Raw genomic sequence first — 17,891 nt, forward strand, 5'->3', positions numbered from 1 at the left:
TTTTGTTTTGTTCACATATCGATGGCAGATATTTTGCAACTGCAATATGGTGAGCCATGCAAAACACGATTCGCATCATCGGCATCGATCCCGGCCTGCGCCGCACGGGATGGGGTGTTATCGACACGCTGGGCAATTCGCTGCGCTTCGTCGCCTCCGGCACTGTGACCTCTGATGGCGACATGGACCTCGCGTCGCGCCTCTGCCAGCTGCATGACGGGCTCGCCGAAATCGTCCACAGCTACAAGCCGGACGAAGCCGCCGTCGAACAGACCTTCGTCAACAAGGACGCCGTCGCCACGCTGAAGCTCGGCCAGGCCCGCGGCATCGCCATGCTGGTCCCCGCCCGCGCCGGCCTGCCCGTCGCCGAATACGCCCCGAACGCGGTGAAGAAAGCCGTCATCGGCGTCGGCCACGGCGAGAAGCAGCAGATCCACATGATGCTGAAGATCCTGATGCCGAAGGTGGAATTCAAGGGCAACGACGCCGCCGACGCACTCGCCATCGCCATCTGCCACGCCCACAACCGCGGCGGCACCCGGATGCGCATGGCGGCGCTGGCGGGATGATTTGTTCTTGACTTGTTCCGCATCCGCCTCTAGGTATTACCTGAGAGGTATTACCATGCGCGTGACGGAAAAAGGTCAGGTGACCATCCCGAAAGACATTCGCGACCACCTGGGCATCAGCCCAGGCTCGGAGGTCGAATTCATCGCCGGCGACAATGCCGCCACGCTCGTCAAGGTCAAGGGAAGTGAGCCGGATGCGCGCGGCTTCGATGAGTGGGCCGCCGATGTCGAAGGCACTCTTGATCTCGAAGGCATGACCACCGACGAGTATATGGAATGGATCAGGGGGCCGCGTGACGATCTCGACCGTCATTGACACCAACGTCCTGATCGATGTTCTCGGACCGCAGACCGCCCTCAGACCCTGGTCGATCAAAGCGCTCAAGCAATGCGCCGGTGAAGGCCCGCTGATACTGACCCCTGTCGTATGGGCCGAGCTAGCCGCGACGTCCGCAGCGGAAGAGAAGCTGTTGAGGGCGCTGTCCTGGCTGGGCCTCGTGCGGCAGGAACTGCCCTTCGAGGCGGCGTTTCGCGCGGGCAAGGCGCATCGGCGCTATCGCGATGCCGGAGGGCAGCGGGATCGAACCCTTCCTGATTTTCTGGTCGGAGCCCATGCGGAATGGGGCCGCCACCGGCTGCTGACGCGTGACGGTGCGCGCTATCGCTCTTACTTCCCGGCGCTCGACCTCATCTCTCCCGAAACCCACCCCTGACGGACGTATCATGATCGGAAAGCTGAAAGGCACTGTTGAGGAAATCGGCGACGACTATGTGCTCGTCGATGTGCACGGCGTCTGCTACGTCGCCTATTGCTCCGGCCGCACGCTCTCGAAGTTGGGCTCGGTCGGCGAGGCCTGCGTGCTCTTCATCGAGACCTATGTGCGCGAGGACCAGCTGAAGCTCTTCGGCTTCATGAGCGTGCTCGAGCGCGAGTGGTTCAACCTGCTGCAGAGCGTCCAGGGCGTCGGCGCCAAGGTCGCGCTGGCCGTGCTTTCGACCCTGACGCCGGCCGAGCTCGCGAACGCTATTGCCTTGCAGGACAAGACCGCCGTCTCCCGCGCCCAGGGCGTCGGGCCCAAGGTGGCCGTCCGCATCGTCACCGAGCTCAAGAACAAGGCACCCGCCTATGCCGGCGAGGCGATCAACATGGGCCTCAAGCAGGAAATCGGCGAAGGCGTCGCCTCCGCCCCGGTTGCAGACGCCGTCTCGGCGCTCACCAATCTCGGCTACTCGCGCGATCAGGCGGCAAATGCCGTTGCCGCTGCGATGAAGACCGCGGGGGAAGGCGCCGATAGCGCCAAGCTGATCCGGTTGGGGTTGAAGGAATTGTCACGATGAATTCCGACGATTTTGATATTGGCGGAAAATTCGAGTATTGTCTGACGACTTGAATGGGAGTGGACGATGACCGTTTGGGAAGCGACGATATCGGCGAAAGGGCAAGTGACGATCCCGAAGGAGATGCGGGAAGCGCTTGATCTGCGGCCCGGCGACCAGCTCATCTACAGCGTCGTCGACGGTGAAGTGATTATCACGCCGAAGAACGTCGATTTCAAGGATCTCGCAGGCCTGCTGGGATCGCCCCCGAATGGTGCGGCCACGCTGGACGAGATCGACGCTTCCGTCCTGGAGGCCGCGGGAACCAACGCGGCCGACACCAAAGACACCGACAGCTCCGACGTCGCCGCATGAAGAAGATCGGCCTCGACACCAATATCGTCATCCGGCTTTTAACCAATGACGACGAGCAACAGAGGCGCGCCGCCCTGCGCTTCGCCGAAGGCATGGGCCGGGATTTCGAAGGCTTCCTGCCGCTGGTCGCGGTGCTCGAATTGGATTGGGCGCTCCGCGCCAGACTTGGCTTTCAGAAGCAGGATGCGGTCCTTGCCATTCGCAAGCTGCTGCAGACCCGCGGCCTCGTCGTCGAGCACCATGAACTCGTCGTCAAGGCGCTCCGGCTGGTTGCGAGCGAGAATGCCGACCTTGCCGATGCCCTCATTGCCGCCCGCTCTCTCGCAGCGGGCTGTGAATCGATCAAGACCTTCGATAAAAAGGCCGCATCGCGCGTCCCCGGAATGGAACTACTTGCATGAGTGAAGAAACCCGCCTGATATCGCCGGAGAAGCGGGGCGAAGACCTGGATGTGACGCTGCGCCCGCAGTCGCTGGACGAGTTTACCGGCCAGGCGGAAGCACGCGCCAATCTGAAGATCTTCATCGAGGCCGCCAAGAACCGTGGCGAGGCGCTGGATCACGTGCTCTTCGTCGGCCCGCCCGGCCTCGGCAAGACGACGCTGGCGCAGATCATGGCGAAGGAGCTCGGCGTCAACTTCCGCTCGACCTCCGGCCCGGTAATCGCCAAGGCCGGCGATCTTGCGGCGCTGCTCACCAATCTCGAAGAGCGTGACGTGCTCTTCATCGACGAAATCCACCGCCTCAACCCGGCCGTCGAGGAAATCCTGTATCCGGCGATGGAGGACTTCCAGCTCGACCTGATCATCGGCGAAGGCCCCGCCGCCCGCTCGGTAAAGATCGACCTGTCGAAATTCACGCTGGTTGCCGCCACAACCCGTCTCGGCCTGTTGACGACGCCGCTGCGCGATCGCTTCGGCATTCCGGTCCGCCTCTCCTTTTATACGGTCGAGGAACTGGAACTGATCGTGCGCCGCGGCGCGCGGCTGATGAACCTGCCGATGACCGATGAGGGCGCCCGCGAAATCGCCCGCCGCGCCCGCGGTACGCCGCGCATCGCCGGCCGCCTGCTGCGCCGCGTGCGCGATTTCGCCGAAGTCGCCAAAGCCGAAGCTGTGACCCGCGAGATCGCCGATGAGGCGCTCACCCGCCTGCTCGTCGACAATGTCGGCCTCGACCAGCTCGACAAGCGCTATCTGAACATGATCGCCGTCAATTTCGGCGGTGGCCCGGTCGGCATCGAAACCATCGCCGCCGGTCTCTCCGAGCCGCGCGATGCGATCGAGGACATTATCGAGCCCTACATGATCCAGCAGGGCTTCATCCAGCGCACCCCGCGCGGCCGCGTCCTGACCGCGACGGCCTGGAAGCACCTTGGCATGCAGCCGCCGAAGGATCTCGAAGCGGCGCAATTCCGCCTCTTCCAGGGCGACGAGTGAGAGCACCATGCCCAAGAGAACGATGATCCGGCTGAATGGACCTGCCGGGCGTTTCAACTATCGCATTGCCGGGCTCGCCTTTCGCGAGGGACATGTGCTGGTTCATCGTGCCGTCCACGAGCCGTTTTGGACCTTTCCAGGCGGCCGCGCCGAGATCGGCGAGACGTCCGAGGAGACCTTGAAGCGCGAGATGGTCGAGGAGCTCGGCGTCTCGGTCGAGGTTGGGCGCCTTCTCTGGATCGTCGAAAACTTCTTCCATTATGAAAAGCGCGACTGGCACGAGCTGGGCTTCTATTACCTGATGGAGGTCCCCGAAAGCTTCCCGTTCCGTCCCCATGACATCATCCATCAGCTGGAAGACGGCAAAAACATTCTCGAATTCAAGTGGGTGCCTGCGACCAAGGAAGCGCTGAAGGCTCTCGACATTCCTCCCTATTTCATCGCGGATGAGATCGAGCATCTGCCGGCAACGACACGACACGTTGTCTGGCGCGACGGCGATCTCGATCGCGACATCTGAGGGAACCCCGCACCGCCTTGCGCATTGCCACTCCGAAAGGAGATCGCCATGCAGAAATACCGGACCGGCGCGAGCGTCGAATGGAAATGGGGCAAGGGCACGGGAACAGGAAAGATCAGGCAGAGCTTTACCGATGACGTCGAGCGCACGATCGAAGGCGCCGTCATCAAGAGGAAGGCGAGCCCGGAGGAGCCGGCCTACCTGATCGAACAGGAGGATGGCGGCCGGGTGCTGAAGAGCCATTCCGAGCTGCATAGACACGGCTGACGGCGGCGCGGCGCATGATCCAGCCAGAAGAGGAGGACATGCCATGACCGGTTTCGACCCCTGCAGGGTGTTCCGCAAGCTTGCCTATAACAATGCGCTCGCCAATCTGCGGCTGAGCAATGCCTGCCTGCTGCTGCAGCCTGGTGAATTCGAGGCGCATCGCACCAGCTTCTTCCCGTCGATCCGGATGACCATGAACCATATCCTCACGGTCGACTGGTTCTATGTCGATGCGCTGGAAGGCGGAACGCTCGGGCCGAAGGCCTGGGAAGTGGAAGAGCCGTTCACGGCGCTGGAAGCGCTGATTGCGGAACAGCGCAAGGTCGACGGGCGCCTCGTCATCCTCTGCGAAAAACTGACGCAGGACGCCTTGGCCGCCACTGTGCAGCTCCACCGGACAGGGCGCATTCAGGAGGAGCGGGCAGACGATGTGCTGAGCCATCTCTTCCAGCACCAGACCCATCACAGGGGCCAGGTCCACGCCATGCTGGCGGGCTCCAGCGTCAAGCCACCGCAGCTCGATGAATTCATCGTCGATGACGATGCCCGCTTCCGGGGCGGCGAGATCGCCGCCCTCGGCTGGAGTGAAGAGAAGCTGATGCGTTAATCGTTGAGACGCGACTTCAGCGCATCGACGATCGTCTTGGTCAGCAGGTCGTAGTTCTCATCGAAGTGATGGTCGCCCGGCAGCTCGACCACGGAGGCACCGCTGTCCTTCAGATCGGGGCAGGCCACCTCGTCGTCATCATCATTGCCGTAGATGCACTGCACGAGCTTCGGATCGACATCCTTGAGATCGGCAACGGGGTCGCCACCGGCGCCCTCGGTCTTCTGGCCGAGCCAGCCCATGACCGAGATCACGTAATCGACCTCATGCGAAAGCGACAGCAGCGAGATCTGCACGATCGAGGATTTCTCGGCCGGCTTCAGCAGCTTGTAGGTGGCAGGCACCACGTCGGCGCCGAAGGAATAGCCGATCAGCAGCACATGCTTGACGTTCCACTGCTTGCGGTAGAGGTCGATGATCTTGCCGAGATCGTCGGCCGTCTCCTGCGGCTTCCGCTCCGACCAGAAGTAATGCAGCGAGTCGATACCGACGACCGGGATGCCTTCCTTCTGCAGCTTGCTGCCGACTTCCTTGTCGATATCGCGCCAGCCGCCGTCACCGGAATAGATGACCGCCATCGTGTCCATCGCCGGCTTGGCGTCGAGAACCGAAAGCGGCAGGCCGAGCGGATTGTCGGAGCTTCCGGCTTCGTCCATCAGCTGGTCCAGCGTATCCGAGAGCGTCGTCTGCGCATCGTCGTCCGCATCGCGGATATCGATCTTCGGATGAATCTTCTTCAGCTCCTCCACATGCTCGCGGCCGTCCTTCGGCGCTGCCGATGTGAAGGCGGCGATGATCGGATCCGGCAGACTGCCGTCGGAGAGACCATAGATCATCCGGTCGCCGACCGTCTTCTTGCTGGCCGGGGTGCAAAGCTGCTGGGTCAGCGGGATACCGGCAACCGGATCGATCGCCAGCGTCTGGCCGATCGTCGCATCCGGGGTCTGCGCGGCAATCGCCAGCGCCAATGCTCCGCCCTCGCCGATACCGGCAATGATAGGCAGATGATAGGCGCTGTTGCCGGCAGCGCGTTGAACTTGCTGGCTGAGCGACTCGATATCCGAGACGAGATAGATGCAGCCATCGTTGTCGCTGACATCGTATTTGCGCAGCGCATCGATATAGGCGGTGAAATCGACGCCGATCACGACAGCGCCGGCATCCACCAGCTTGTCCGCCTCGGCCTTTTCGTTGTCGCCCCAGCCTGCGCCGTCCGAAATCAGCATCACGGCACCCTTCACATCGCCCTTCGGCAGGAAGATGTGCGGCGACGGAATGAGGCCGGTCTCGAAATCCTGGTTGGTTTCATCCGCGGCAAATGCCGGGAATGCCAGCGCCGTGGCGCAAGCAGCTGCGAGGAGATATTTTCTGATCATTTCCTGACGACTCCCTTCAATCCGCCCCCGATGAGAAAGGTCGCGTCCATCAACGCGATCATCGGATTGCCCCCTCCTGAAACCGCAAGATAGCGCGGTTGCCAGTGCGGATGAAACTTTGATTTGAATGCCCGAAGGCCTTTGAAATTGTAGAAGCGCTCGCCGTGCTCGAAGACGGTGCTGCCAATACGGTCCCAGACCGGGGCCGTTTCGCGCTTCGACATGCCCGAAAGCGGTGCCATGCCGAGGTTGAAGTGCTTGTAGCCCTCGGCTCTGAGATATTCCATGATCTGTACGAAGAGGAAGTCCATCGAGCCCTTCGGCGCTTCCGGCGAGAAGCGCATCAGGTCGATCGTGCCCTCGGACTTGGTTTCGGTAACGAGGATATTGGCGAAGGCAACGATCTTGCCGTCCTTCTTCAACACGCCGACCGGCTGCGAATTGACATAGTCGGGCTCGAAAGCGCCGAGAGAGAAGCCCTTCTCCTTGGCATTGTGGTCTTCGAGCCAGGAGCTGGAGACCACCGAGAGATCACCGAGAATGGCCGGTACGCCGTCGGCGGGAACGACCTCGAAGCTCAGGCCATCGCGCTGGGCGCGGCTTGCCGTCTGGCGAAGGTTCGCCCACTTGCCGCCTTTCATCTCGAAGGCGCCGAGATCGGCAACGGCGAGCTCGCCGAGCTTGAAGGCGCGCAGGCCCGCATCGGCGCAGTGCGAGAGCAGCCCCGGAGAGATCTGGTAGAACACCGCGCGGCAACCTGCGACGCGCGCTGCCTCCACAAAGCTCCAGACGAGTTCGGGAGCGGCCTCCTGATTGCCAATCGGTCCGAACAGCGCGATCCAGGAGCGGCCCTGGCGGCCATACATGATGAAAGCATCGCCCTTCTCGGAGAACATGATGCTCTTGTCGGCCATGCGAACGAGATTGGCGTCGGCGTAATCCTGCGCCTTGACGATATCGACGGCGCGCTGCAGCGCCTCCTCGGTTGCCGGTTCCGGGCGGAAGGTCGCCGGGCGCAGCAGGCTGAAGATCGCGATCGCCGAGGAGATGATGGTGATGCCGAGCACGGCGCGCAGGCCGCGCGGCGCTTCGGCGGCGAATTCGAATTGCCACCAGAGCTCGTTGCTGTACTCGACGTCGCGATAGACGAACAGCAGGATGACGACCGCGCCGACACAGATGACGGCAATCGCCATCAGCCAGGCCGCCGTCAGCGTCTGGTTGAGAAGCGAGGCATGGCGGGTGAAGAGCCGGCGGCTGACGAACAGGCTGAAGATCAGGATCGCCAGGAAGATCGCCTCGACCAGCGCGATCGCCTTCAGGAGCGACAGCGCCAGCGCCAGCACGGCCGAGACCACCGAGACCAGCCAGGCGCCGTCGAGACGCTGGCCAAGACCGCGGGCGGCGACAACGAGCGCCAGGCCGAACAGGCTCGACAGGAAATGCGCGCCTTCGACGATCGGCAGCGGCAGGTAGTTGGCCAGGAATTCGAGGTTTTCGTCTGGCGTCGGCGTGACGCTCGAGAAGATCAACATGACGCCGAGGATCAGCGCAAAGGCCGACAACAGCTGCGGCGTCAGGCGTCCGCCGATGCGACGGATGCTCGATGCGGCCGGATGATCGACGAAGCGGCGAAGCTCGGTCAGCGATACCGCAAGCACCGCGATCAGCAGCGGCAGCACATGATAGATCAGGCGGTAGAGAACCAGCGAACCGAGAACCGCATCGATATTCACCGCGCTGCCGAGCGAGGCAATAATGACGGTTTCGAAAACGCCGAGACCGGCCGGAACGTGGCTGAGAACGCCGAGACCGACGGCGATCGCATAGACCGCCAGAAACACCGGCCAGCTGATCGCCGTCTGCGGCAGGAGAACGTAGAGAACGGTCGCCGACGCCGCGATATCGAATGCGGTGACGAGGAACTGGCGCGACCAGGTGCGCGAATCCGGCAGGCGGACAGCGATCGGGCCAAGATTGACGGCCCGGCCATCGCGGCCGAGATAGACGACGAAACCAAGCCCCGCCAGGATCGCACCGGCGATAATCCGCAAGAGCAGCGCATTGGTATTGATCAGCGGTCCGATTTCATCGGCGATGATCATCAGCGCGATTGCCGCGACGCTGGCAAGACCGAGACCGAAGGAGAGCGTCACGAAGGCGATGACGCGGCCGATATCTTCGGGCGTCAGGCCGAGGCGCGAATAGGCGCGATAACGGATCGCGCCGCCGCTGAGCGCGCCGAAACCGGCAGTATTACCGACCGCATAGGCGCTGAAGGCCGTTAGCGCCACATGCGGAAAGGGCAGCTTCTTGCCGATATAGTCGATGGCGTTCAAATCATAGAAGATCAGCGCGAAGAAGCTGAGACCGGTGAAGAGAAGCGCGAGAAGGATCGAGCTGACACGGGTATCGGCAAGCGCTTCGACGACGTCGTCATAGCGAACTTCATCCGTAAGCTGCATGATGGCATAGCCGACCATGCAGAACAGGATCAGCGTCGCGGCTGCCACGAGCTGCGTGCGATATCGCCGGAGAAAGCCGCGAAACCCACCGGCCTCTTCGCTTTCCATCTCTTCCAGACTGTTCTGACTCGCCATGTTACCCCTGCCGATCGCCAGCGTGGCGTGAATCGTTCGGCAAAGCACTAGCATATGCTGCAGGCAAGCTCTATCAGCCCCCGCAAGCTCTACCCAACCGCCGCCGAGCGCGCCTCATCGGCTTGAATTGGGGCAAAATTAGCGCCGCCAAACGCAAGGCGGCATTGCGTTTTTGTAACATTCCGTCGCACCCCGGCGGCCGCTCAGGCAGCCGGCTCGCCTCCGGCGCGGGCCTGCGCCGCATAGCGTGCGGCGGCGGCCATCGCTTCCGGATCGCGCCCCTCGCCCGCCACCTGCACGGTCGGAACGGCGAATTCGATGCCGTTTTCCTTGAAGGCGTTGCGGATCATCGCCAGCGCATTGCGGCGGATGACGAACTGTTCGCCGGGCTTCGTCATCATCGAAAGCCGGATTTCGATCGCGAACTCGCCGAACTGCTCGACGCCCTTCATCTTCAGGGTCTCGATGATATGCGGCCCGAATTCCGGGTTTTCGAGCAGCGACTGGCCGATTTGCTTGATCACCTTCTTGGCCTTCACCAGGTCGGTGTCATAGGTGACGTTCAGGCTGATCTTGTCGATCGTCCAATCGCGGTTGAGGTTCTTGACGGCGCCGAGTTCGCCGAAGGGCACGGTGGTCAGCGGCCCGCGATGATGGCGCAGCTTCACCGAGCGCAGGCTGAAGGCCTCGACGACGCCCTTGTGGCTGCCGCTCTCGATATATTCGCCGACGCGGAAGGCATCGTCCCACAGATAGAACATGCCGCTGATGACATCCTTGACGATCGTCTGCGCCCCGAAGCCGACGGCGACGCCGACGACACCGGCACCGGCAATCAACGGCGCGATCTCGATACCAAGCCCCGACAGCACCATCAGGATGGCGATGACGGCAATGACGACCGCGATGATGTTGCGGAAGATCGGCAGTAGCGTCTGCAGACGTGCGCGTCTGGCCTTCTCCTCATCCGATGCAGCGCCGTCCAGCGGCTGATCGAGAAGTTTGCCGTCGATATACGCCTTGACCAAATGCCAAAGCAGATCGGCAGCGAGCAGCACGACGATGCCGCCGATGACGCCGCGGGCGATGCGATCGGTCATCGTTTCGCCGGCCGCCATCGTATCGGCGCCGACGCCCATGACCTTGCCGATCCAGATCGCCGCCGCGGCAATGATCAACGCACGCACGCCGCGATCGAGCAGCACGGTGGCGATGCGGCGATTGGCAAGGAACCCGGCCTCGGCCTGGTGCAGCGCGCGCACGGCAGCGGTCGCAACTGAAAGCACCTTCGGCAGCAGCAACGCGTAGATGCCGAGCCAGAGCAGCCAATTGAACCCGGTTACCCAGAGAACCCAGAGCGCCAGGAAATAGATCGTCAGAGCCCATGCCACCGCCGTGCTGTGGCGGGATCCATCGGACGGGCGCGACCAGACCGCTTCGACCGCGATCAGGAACAGGCCGATGCCGAGGATATAGGCGACGAAATAGCGCGAGCCCGGCGAGAAGCCGAGCGGCTCCATCACCTGAATGACGGCCCAGCCGAAGGCGAAATAGATGCCGAACACGGCAGCGCGGCGGAACCAGAACAGCGCCTTCGCCCGCGAGACATCCCGCTCGCCATCGGCCCGCGCCAGCGTCACCAAGACGACCAGCATACGGCCGATCGAGATGGTGAACCGCGCCGCGATCAGCGCGACGGCAACGGCGATCGCCATCGACTGGCTGACCGGCGGCCAGTTGAAGGCGAGCAGCGGGATCATCGTTGCGATGGCAAAGACGATCGCCGGAATGACCCGGTAGAAAATATTGGCGCCCGCATGATGCAGCGCCGCCGGTTCTTCCGTATCGGCCCGGCGCACCCGCGGCCGCGGCGTCACCGCCCGGAACAGCAGTTCGGCAAGCGTACCGGCGAGAAGCAGCGTGAGCACCTCGACGACGACCCAACCGGCGCCGGCCGGCTCGACCTCGCGATCGACGATGCCATCGGCCGTTTCGATTTCCGCCGGCAGCTCCATCGCCGCATGCGAGACCATCTCGACATGGCGGCGCGCATGGCCGAGCAGGCCCGAGAGAACCGACATCTGCCCGTCGTCTGCCGCAGCCGTGCCCGCCGGTGCCGTCTTCATCTGTGACGCCATCCAGTTCTGCACTTCGGGCGCCTGCATCAGCTCCATCATCTGCCGCACCTTGTCCGGCGGCATAGGGGTGGTGGCGGCTGGCGGCTGCGCGGGGCTTTGGGCCTGAGTGGCGATTGGCCCGAGCGTCAGAAGCGCGAGCCAAAACAGCAGTCTGACGAACCTTGAACCAAACACCCGACGCCCTCCGGTATGACTGATGTCAACCATATCGTGTGCAATGCTTTAGGCAATGGGCACGAAAAAGCCCGCGCCTGGAAAGCGCGGGCTCTTAAACGAGAGTATGGGCCTATCAGCCCTTCGGCTTTTCGACGTGACCGCCGAAGCCGGCGCGCATCGCCGAGAGCACCTTGTTGGCGAACTCGTCCTGATCGCGCGAGGAGAAGCGGCCGTAAAGCGCGGCGCTCAGCACCGGCGTCGGCACGCTTTCGTCGATCGCCGCCATGATCGTCCAGCGGCCTTCGCCGGAATCCGAGACGCGGCCGGCATATTTGGCGAGCGCCGGATCGGCATGCAGCGCATCCGACGTCAGATCGAGCAGCCAGGAGGTGATGACGCTGCCGCGGCGCCAGACTTCCGCGACGTCCTGCAGATTGAAGTCGTAGCGGTAATATTCCGGATGGGCGAGCGGCGCGGTTTCGGCATCCGCCTCATGGGTGGCAGCGCCGATATTGGCGTTCTTCAGGATGTTGAAGCCTTCGGCATAGGCGGCCATCAGGCCGTATTCGATGCCGTTATGGACCATCTTGACGAAGTGGCCGGCGCCATGCGGGCCGCAATGCAGGTAGCCCTGCTCGGCCGTGCTGTGCTCGGCTGCGGTACGGTTTTCCGACGGCTTCACGTCGCCAACCCCAGGTGCCAGCGAAGCGAAGATCGGCGACAGCGACTGGACGATACCCTTCTCGCCACCGATCATCAGGCAATAGCCGCGCTCGAGGCCGAACACCCCACCGCTGGTGCCGACATCGACATAATGGATACCCTTGGTGATCAGCTCGGCGCCGCGGCGGATATCGTCGTGGTAATAGGAATTGCCGCCGTCGATGATGATGTCGTCGTCGTGCAGCAGCGGCACGAGCTGGGCGATCACCTTGTCGGTGATAGCGGCAGGCAGCATCAGCCAGATGGCACGCGGCCGCGACAGCTTCGAAACGAATTCTTCGAGCGAGCTGCTGCCGACGGCGCCCTTGCCCGTAAGGTCGGCAACGCTTTCCGCTTTCGCATCATAGACCACGCATTCATGGCCATCCCGCATCAAGCGCTGGACCATGTAGCTGCCCATACGGCCCAAACCAACCATGCCAAGCTGCATCACACATTCTCCTGGAATCTAATCGATATGATTCCGGAAACTAGCACTCACGCCGCAGCAGGCAAGCGAAGTCTCTGTCACATTCAGGAGATGCAAATGCTTCGTTCGGTCGCGGGGCATGGCCCGCATTTCGCTCAGGAGATGTAGCCGGTGCTAAAATCGGAGTGAAAAACTCAGTAAAAGCCGCTGCCCCGGCGGGCCGCAGAAGGCATTCGGCAGTTGCATCTGGAGGTCTGGCAGTTACCGCCGGATGCTTTCAAACGGTCAATTCCTACAGTCACGAAAATTTTCTATGCCGGAAATAAAGCCGATTAATTCGTTTCTTTTCATATTCTTAACTTGGAGACCATCTTTGTCACAACACTGTCCTGCAAAATTTTGCACTTGAGAAGCAGTTGCCTTGCTGGAGGTCGGATGGTACTTTTTCATTAACAACTAAATAAAAAAACGACGGGGGAAGTGCCCTTCAATTTCGATCTATGATTTGTCAGTTCAGGATTGAAGAATATGAAGGCCACACCAATAAACATTCATCCAAAAGACGTACGAATACTGTCCGCTTCGCGGATTGCAGGGTATTTGTTCGCGTTCTTGCTGCTCTTCACCATCGGCATGTCGATGGTGCCAAACCAGTTCTTCGTCGTCTCGCCGAAAGCTGTGATCAACGCCCCTGTGCAGATGATCGCCTCACCGATCTATGGCCGCGTCGACAAGATCGACCTGCAGGTCGGCCAGGTGGTCAATCTCGGCGATGTCACCGCCACCGTTTCCAATCCGAACCAGGACCAGACATCGCTGACCGGCCTCCGGCTCGAGAAGCTCGACCTGACGGAGAAGCTCAACAACACGATCAATGTCGTCGCCGAGCGCAACGACCAGCTGAGCAAGGTCAAGGCGCAGATCGCCGACGTGAAGGACGGCGTCCTGAGCGAGCTCGGCGCCGTGATCGGCAACGCCCAGTCGAATGTCGAGATTTACGAAGCGCGGCTCGCCGAGCAGGATGCGCTGCTGCAGCGCGCCACCACAATGCTGAAGAAGGGGCTGACCTCCGAGGCCAGCGTCGAGCCACAGCGCCAGAAGCGCAATGCCGCCCAGGGGGAGCTCGATGCCGCCCGTGGCGAGCTGAAGCGCAACGAGATCGTCCAGTCGCTCGTCAGCCGTGACATCTACACTGGGGGCACGGTCGCCGCCAACCTGCTGACGCTGGAGATGCAGCGCACCAAGCTCGCCGGCGATATCGCCGAGGACAATATCGAGATCAACCAGATGACCGAGCGCAAGGCGCAGGTCGAAAAGCTGATCAACCGCGAGGAAGGCCGGCTCGGCAAGTCGGGTGCGGCCGAAGTCGTCGCCGATCATCACGGCCAGGTCGTCAGCGTCGACGCCTCCTTCGGCGATTTCGTCATGCAGGGCCAGGCGGTCGCCAAGTCTCTCGATTGCAACGAGGCATTTGCCGCTGCCGTCTATCGCAGCCGGGATGTCTCCTCGCTGGATATCGGCACGCCCGCCATGGTCAATTTCCGCTCGCTCGGCGTCAAGAAAAGCGGGCATGTCTACAAGATCGTCCGCTATTTCGACAGCGGCCAGCAGAACCGCTACTTCGCCAAGTTCCCGAAGGCCGAAGGCGACGAGGTCTATGTCCTCGTCAAGGTCGACGACGATCCCGTCGAACTGACCGCTGCCGGACAGCCCAACAACGACAAGTTCTTTGGATGCCATGTCGGTGAGGACGTGATTGTCTCGCTTGGAGAGACCGTCGTCGCGCGCCTTACCCGCTACTCGAAAATGGCCGTCGACAAATTGGCAGCGGCGGACGGCCTGCTCTCCGCGTCGGCGCTTTTTGACAAGGGCCACAGATTGGCGAGCCTCCAGCAATAACTGAGCACTTTCGCTTCACTTTATCGACCGCGATAACAGGGAAGACCTGGATATGGTTTTGCGTACACTCATGATTGCGGCGGTGCTCGCTATCGCGGCACCTGCCTTCAGCACTGCGGCCATGGCAGACGCCAAACGCGCCGAACTCGCCTGCACCCTCTGCGATGGCCTTGCCGCGCTGATGACCGGCGAACCCGAACAGGCCTTCGTGTTCCGCAGCTTCGAACCCGCCAATGGCGGATCGAAACTGCACCCGGCGCTCGACAATACCGGCTTCACCTATGACAACGCACTGGCGATGATGGCGCTTTATGGCTGCGGCCGCGCCAGGGAAGCCAAGCGCGTCGCCGATGCGCTGGTTCTGGCGCTGGAGACCGACCGCCACTACCATGACGGACGGCTGCGCAACGCCTACCGCTCCGGACCGGTGATCCCCGGCAAGGAAGGCATGCTGCTTCCCGGCTACTGGAGCACGGCCAGCAATTCCTGGATCGAGGACGGCTATCAGGTCGGCAGCGCCACCGGCAGCATCGCCTGGGGCGCGCTCGGCCTGCTCGCCGCCTATTCAGAGACCGGCCAGACCGCCTATCTCGACGGTGCCCGCAAGATCATGGACTTCATCCACCGCTCGACCGCCGACCCCAAGAACCCCGGCTATTTCGGCGGCTTCTTCGGCCACGAGCCGACGCCCGACCGCATGACCTGGAAATCGACGGAGCACAATCTCGACATCTATGCCGCCGACCACTGGCTGGCGACGATCGACGAGGCCGGCGACTGGGAACATGACGGCGAGAGCGCCAAGGACTTCCTCGACGCCATGTGGAACAAGGCGGAGGGCCGCTTTTATATCGGCAGCGTTCCTGACAGCAATGCACCCAACGTCAACATGTCCGGTCTCGACGCCGAACTCTGGCCGCTGATCGCCGTCGAGGACTTCAAAGCCAAGGCGCCGCAGGTGCTCGAGTGGACAGAAGCCAATCACGGCGTCCCCGGCGGCTTCGACTTCAACAACGACCGCGACGGCATCTGGCTCGAGGGAACGGCGCAGGCCGCCCTCGTCTATCAGGTGGTCGGCGAACCGCAGAAGGCCGAACCGCTGTTCCAGACGATATCGACGCAGATCTCGCCGGAGAAACTGATCTACGCCACCGTGGACGAACAGCTGACGACCGGGCTGCAGGTCGGGCCGAATTCCGAGCCCGGCGACTTCAAATACTACCGACTGCCCCATGTCGGGGCGACAGGATGGGCCGTGCTCGCGGCGCTCGGCATCAATCCCTTCAGTGCAGATTCCTTTGCGGCAAAGAACGAGGAAAAGCCATGTCCCCAGAAGTAGTCACGCTTTCGGATGCCATCCTGTTCTCACTGATCACGCTGGCGCTGATCCTCTGCTGTGCCCTGCTGCTCGACAGCCGCAAGGGCAAGGACCGCGTGCTCTTCGGCACCATCCTGATCCTGATGCTGGCAAACTACGTCTATTTCCGCGTGACGACGACGCTGCCGGATTTCGACTGGAGCGCCTATGCGCTCTGGCCACGCATCTACCTCGCCTTCGAGGCGGTCGTCATCCTCTATACGCTGCTGTCGATCGTCTTCTTCTTCCGCCGCACCGATCATACCGGTGCTGCCGACGCCAGCGAGGCGATGATCTCGGCAATGGAAAAGCCGCCGGCCGTCGATATCTTCATCTGCACTTATAATGAGGACGTCACCATTCTGGAGCGCACGATCCTCGCCGCCAAGGCGATCGACTACGGCAACTTCACCATCTGGATTCTCGACGACGGCCGCCGCCAGTGGCTGCGCGATTACTGCGCCGAGCTCGGTGTCCGCTATCTGACGCGCGACGACAACAAGGGCGCCAAGGGCGGCAATATCAACAATGCCATCCGCTGGTCGAAGCAGATCACCGACGCCCCCTTCATCCTGATCCTCGATGCCGACTTTGCGCCACAGCGCGCCATCCTGAAACGCATCATCGGCCAGTTCGTCGATCCCGAAATCGGCCTGATCCAGACTCCGCAATTCTATTACAATGCCGATCCGGTGCAGCATAACCTCCTGGCATCCAAGGCCTGGGTCGATGACCAGCGTATCTTCTTCGACGTCATGCAGCCGTCGAAGGACGGCTGGGGTGCGGCCTTCTGCGTCGGCACCTCCTGCGTCGTGCGCCGCGATGCGCTGGAGCTGATCGGCGGCATGCCGGAGGAGACGGTGACCGAGGACATCCACCTCACCTACCGCCTGATGCAGAAGGGCCTGCGAACCCGCTGGCTGAACGAGCGCCTCAGCGTCGGGCTCTCGGCGGAAAGCCTTTCCGGCTACATCACCCAGCGCTGCCGCTGGTGCCTCGGCACCATTCAAGTGGCGCTGCTGCGCGACGGCCCGTTCTTCGGCCGCGGCTACACGGCGATGCAACGGCTGCATTATTTCCACGGCCTGCTCTTCTGGTTCTGCCGGCCATTCATGCTGCTCTTGATGGCGGCGCCGATCCTCTTCTACTTCCTCGGCCTGCCCGCCATCCTGATGGAACCCGAAGCCTTCTTCCTTTACGCGCTGCCGATGGTCGGCGCCATGTGGACCTTCCACGCCTGGGTCTCCGGCTGGCGCAGCCTGCCGCTGTTCACCGAGGTCTCGCAGATGGTCTCAGCGATCCCGATCACCATCGCCATATGCCACGCGATCGCCCATCCCTTCGGGCGGCCTTTCAAGGTGACCGCCAAGGGCGAGGACCGTACCCGTGTCGATATCCTCTATCCGATCGCCACCACCTTCGCGCTGATCATCATCCTGACCTTCACCGGTATGCTGAACGGCCCGCTGCTCAGCAATTACAGCGGCCTGGACAGCTTCAGCGTCGCGTGGGGCATGGTGGTCATGGTCTATGCCTTCGTCTCGATGCTCGTCTGCATCGAGCTGCCGCGCGAGCCGCTGGATGCCATCCGCTTCCCGCTCGGCCGCAAGACGGCGATGACCTGCAACGGCCAGGCGTTCCCCTGCACCGTCGATACGCTGTCGCTGACGCAGGCCGAGATCAGCCTGCAGCAGAAGCGGATGACCGCCGGCAGCCGCATCGGCGACCTGCTGCTGTTCTCGCCCTTCCCGGGCTTCGATGTCGCAGGCCGCATCGAGCGCGTCGATCAGAACCGCTCGGTCTTTACCGTCTCGATCGTTGCGGTGAAGGAACGGCGCGAGAGCGAGGAAATCCACGCGCATCCGGCGATCGTGCGGCGCAAGATGATCCAGCGGCTCTATAGCGAGATGCCGGAGGCGATGCCCGGCCGCGCCTATCCGCTGGCCGCCATGGGCGCCCTGTTCAACCGGATGTTCCAGAAGCCATCGGCCTATGCCGGAAAGACGCGAACGGCAGCCAATACGGTTGCCGTTCGCCGTTCGCGCTGGAGACCGTCACCGGGCGGCGTGATTGCCGGCGGCGCGAAGGCGCTGCCTGCACCCGCCCGCGGGCTCATGCCACCGGCCGCCGAATAGTCGCC

General features: G+C 62.4%; 17 protein-coding genes. 13 read left to right on the top strand and 4 right to left on the bottom strand.

All coding sequences use genetic code 11. The annotated features are described in order from the left end of the window. Positions 1-56: 56 nt before the first annotated feature. From ruvC to ABIE40_RS15775, 10 genes are all read left to right on the top strand, one after another. On the top strand, positions 57-569 hold the full coding sequence (gene ruvC / locus ABIE40_RS15730; RefSeq protein WP_025555429.1) for a crossover junction endodeoxyribonuclease RuvC: 513 nt from the start codon (positions 57-59) through the stop codon (positions 567-569). 55 nt (positions 570-624) lie between these two features. Further along, positions 625-885: an AbrB/MazE/SpoVT family DNA-binding domain-containing protein gene (locus tag ABIE40_RS15735; protein ID WP_025555430.1), complete on the top strand. Its 261-nt coding sequence runs from the start codon at positions 625-627 to the stop codon at positions 883-885. Next, a complete protein-coding gene (locus ABIE40_RS15740) occupies positions 863-1,282 on the top strand; it encodes a type II toxin-antitoxin system VapC family toxin (RefSeq protein ID WP_199629915.1) in 420 nt (139 codons plus the stop codon). The genes ABIE40_RS15735 and ABIE40_RS15740 overlap by 23 nt, the downstream gene beginning before the upstream one ends. A 10-nt stretch (positions 1,283-1,292) precedes the next feature. After that, positions 1,293-1,907 carry a Holliday junction branch migration protein RuvA gene (ruvA, locus tag ABIE40_RS15745; protein WP_199629914.1) on the top strand — a complete coding sequence of 205 codons (615 nt, stop codon included), beginning with the start codon at positions 1,293-1,295 and terminating at the stop codon, positions 1,905-1,907. Positions 1,908-1,973: 66 nt separating this feature from the next. Next, the gene (locus ABIE40_RS15750; protein ID WP_199629913.1) at positions 1,974-2,261 is read left to right on the top strand and encodes an AbrB/MazE/SpoVT family DNA-binding domain-containing protein; all 288 of its coding nucleotides are present in this window, start codon (positions 1,974-1,976) and stop codon (positions 2,259-2,261) included. Next, positions 2,258-2,662, top strand: a complete 405-nt coding sequence (locus tag ABIE40_RS15755) for a type II toxin-antitoxin system VapC family toxin (RefSeq protein WP_199629912.1) — start codon at positions 2,258-2,260, stop codon at positions 2,660-2,662. The genes ABIE40_RS15750 and ABIE40_RS15755 overlap by 4 nt, the downstream gene beginning before the upstream one ends. Continuing rightward, positions 2,659-3,699, top strand: coding sequence for a Holliday junction branch migration DNA helicase RuvB (ruvB, locus tag ABIE40_RS15760; protein WP_130281989.1), 1,041 nt, complete (start codon positions 2,659-2,661; stop codon positions 3,697-3,699). Before ABIE40_RS15755 ends, ruvB begins: the two co-directional genes overlap by 4 nt. A gap of 7 nt (positions 3,700-3,706) precedes the next feature. Continuing rightward, entirely contained in the window at positions 3,707-4,219 is a 513-nt protein-coding gene (locus ABIE40_RS15765; RefSeq protein WP_199629911.1) for an NUDIX hydrolase, read from the top strand. 48 nt (positions 4,220-4,267) lie between these two features. Then, on the top strand, positions 4,268-4,486 hold the full coding sequence (locus tag ABIE40_RS15770; RefSeq protein WP_112718836.1) for a hypervirulence associated TUDOR domain-containing protein: 219 nt from the start codon (positions 4,268-4,270) through the stop codon (positions 4,484-4,486). 43 nt (positions 4,487-4,529) lie between these two features. Continuing rightward, a complete protein-coding gene (locus tag ABIE40_RS15775; protein WP_199629910.1) occupies positions 4,530-5,093 on the top strand; it encodes a DinB family protein in 564 nt (187 codons plus the stop codon). On the opposite strand, the gene ABIE40_RS15780 is transcribed toward ABIE40_RS15775, so the two are convergent. From ABIE40_RS15780 to gnd, 4 genes are all read right to left on the bottom strand, one after another. Then, positions 5,090-6,469 (bottom strand): virulence factor family protein, encoded by a 1,380-nt coding sequence (locus tag ABIE40_RS15780; RefSeq protein WP_199629909.1) that lies wholly within the window; start codon positions 6,467-6,469, stop codon positions 5,090-5,092. The genes ABIE40_RS15775 and ABIE40_RS15780 overlap by 4 nt on opposite strands. Next, positions 6,466-9,069 (bottom strand): bifunctional lysylphosphatidylglycerol flippase/synthetase MprF, encoded by a 2,604-nt coding sequence (mprF, locus tag ABIE40_RS15785; protein ID WP_354541041.1) that lies wholly within the window; start codon positions 9,067-9,069, stop codon positions 6,466-6,468. Before mprF ends, ABIE40_RS15780 begins: the two co-directional genes overlap by 4 nt. Before the next feature lie 203 nt (positions 9,070-9,272). Next, entirely contained in the window at positions 9,273-11,414 is a 2,142-nt protein-coding gene (locus ABIE40_RS15790; RefSeq protein ID WP_199629057.1) for a mechanosensitive ion channel family protein, read from the bottom strand. An 82-nt stretch (positions 11,415-11,496) separates the two neighbouring features. Then, a complete protein-coding gene (gnd, locus tag ABIE40_RS15795) occupies positions 11,497-12,516 on the bottom strand; it encodes a phosphogluconate dehydrogenase (NAD(+)-dependent, decarboxylating) (protein ID WP_199629056.1) in 1,020 nt (339 codons plus the stop codon). A gap of 579 nt (positions 12,517-13,095) precedes the next feature. Here gnd and ABIE40_RS15800 point away from each other — a divergent pair. Genes ABIE40_RS15800 through ABIE40_RS15810 form a run of 3 tightly spaced genes read left to right on the top strand, consistent with a single transcriptional unit; the run spans position 13,096 to position 17,886 of the window. Beyond that, positions 13,096-14,394, top strand: coding sequence for an HlyD family secretion protein (locus tag ABIE40_RS15800; protein WP_246777439.1), 1,299 nt, complete (start codon positions 13,096-13,098; stop codon positions 14,392-14,394). 52 nt (positions 14,395-14,446) lie between these two features. Continuing rightward, positions 14,447-15,733 carry a hypothetical protein gene (locus ABIE40_RS15805; RefSeq protein ID WP_199629055.1) on the top strand — a complete coding sequence of 429 codons (1,287 nt, stop codon included), beginning with the start codon at positions 14,447-14,449 and terminating at the stop codon, positions 15,731-15,733. Continuing rightward, the gene (locus tag ABIE40_RS15810; RefSeq protein WP_199629054.1) at positions 15,718-17,886 is read left to right on the top strand and encodes a glycosyltransferase family 2 protein; all 2,169 of its coding nucleotides are present in this window, start codon (positions 15,718-15,720) and stop codon (positions 17,884-17,886) included. The genes ABIE40_RS15805 and ABIE40_RS15810 overlap by 16 nt, the downstream gene beginning before the upstream one ends. Positions 17,887-17,891: the final 5 nt, after the last annotated feature.

Origin of the sequence: Rhizobium sp. OAE497 (genome assembly GCF_040546565.1) — a bacterium.
Taxonomy (GTDB): Bacteria; Pseudomonadota; Alphaproteobacteria; order Rhizobiales; family Rhizobiaceae; genus Rhizobium.

What these genes read in the sequence shown, in the direction of transcription:
- ruvC (WP_025555429.1), top strand. Translation starts at nt 57, where the DNA reads ATGCAAAACACGATTCGCATCATCGGCATCGATCCCGGCCTGCGCCGC.
- ABIE40_RS15735 (WP_025555430.1), top strand. Translation starts at nt 625, where the DNA reads ATGCGCGTGACGGAAAAAGGTCAGGTGACCATCCCGAAAGACATTCGC.
- ruvA (WP_199629914.1), top strand. Translation starts at nt 1,293, where the DNA reads ATGATCGGAAAGCTGAAAGGCACTGTTGAGGAAATCGGCGACGACTAT.
- ABIE40_RS15750 (WP_199629913.1), top strand. Translation starts at nt 1,974, where the DNA reads ATGACCGTTTGGGAAGCGACGATATCGGCGAAAGGGCAAGTGACGATC.
- ABIE40_RS15755 (WP_199629912.1), top strand. Translation starts at nt 2,258, where the DNA reads ATGAAGAAGATCGGCCTCGACACCAATATCGTCATCCGGCTTTTAACC.
- ruvB (WP_130281989.1), top strand. Translation starts at nt 2,659, where the DNA reads ATGAGTGAAGAAACCCGCCTGATATCGCCGGAGAAGCGGGGCGAAGAC.
- ABIE40_RS15765 (WP_199629911.1), top strand. Translation starts at nt 3,707, where the DNA reads ATGCCCAAGAGAACGATGATCCGGCTGAATGGACCTGCCGGGCGTTTC.
- ABIE40_RS15770 (WP_112718836.1), top strand. Translation starts at nt 4,268, where the DNA reads ATGCAGAAATACCGGACCGGCGCGAGCGTCGAATGGAAATGGGGCAAG.
- ABIE40_RS15775 (WP_199629910.1), top strand. Translation starts at nt 4,530, where the DNA reads ATGACCGGTTTCGACCCCTGCAGGGTGTTCCGCAAGCTTGCCTATAAC.
- ABIE40_RS15780 (WP_199629909.1), bottom strand. Translation starts at nt 6,469, where the DNA reads ATGATCAGAAAATATCTCCTCGCAGCTGCTTGCGCCACGGCGCTGGCA.
- mprF (WP_354541041.1), bottom strand. Translation starts at nt 9,069, where the DNA reads ATGGCGAGTCAGAACAGTCTGGAAGAGATGGAAAGCGAAGAGGCCGGT.
- ABIE40_RS15790 (WP_199629057.1), bottom strand. Translation starts at nt 11,414, where the DNA reads ATGGTTGACATCAGTCATACCGGAGGGCGTCGGGTGTTTGGTTCAAGG.
- gnd (WP_199629056.1), bottom strand. Translation starts at nt 12,516, where the DNA reads ATGCAGCTTGGCATGGTTGGTTTGGGCCGTATGGGCAGCTACATGGTC.
- ABIE40_RS15805 (WP_199629055.1), top strand. Translation starts at nt 14,447, where the DNA reads ATGGTTTTGCGTACACTCATGATTGCGGCGGTGCTCGCTATCGCGGCA.
- ABIE40_RS15810 (WP_199629054.1), top strand. Translation starts at nt 15,718, where the DNA reads ATGTCCCCAGAAGTAGTCACGCTTTCGGATGCCATCCTGTTCTCACTG.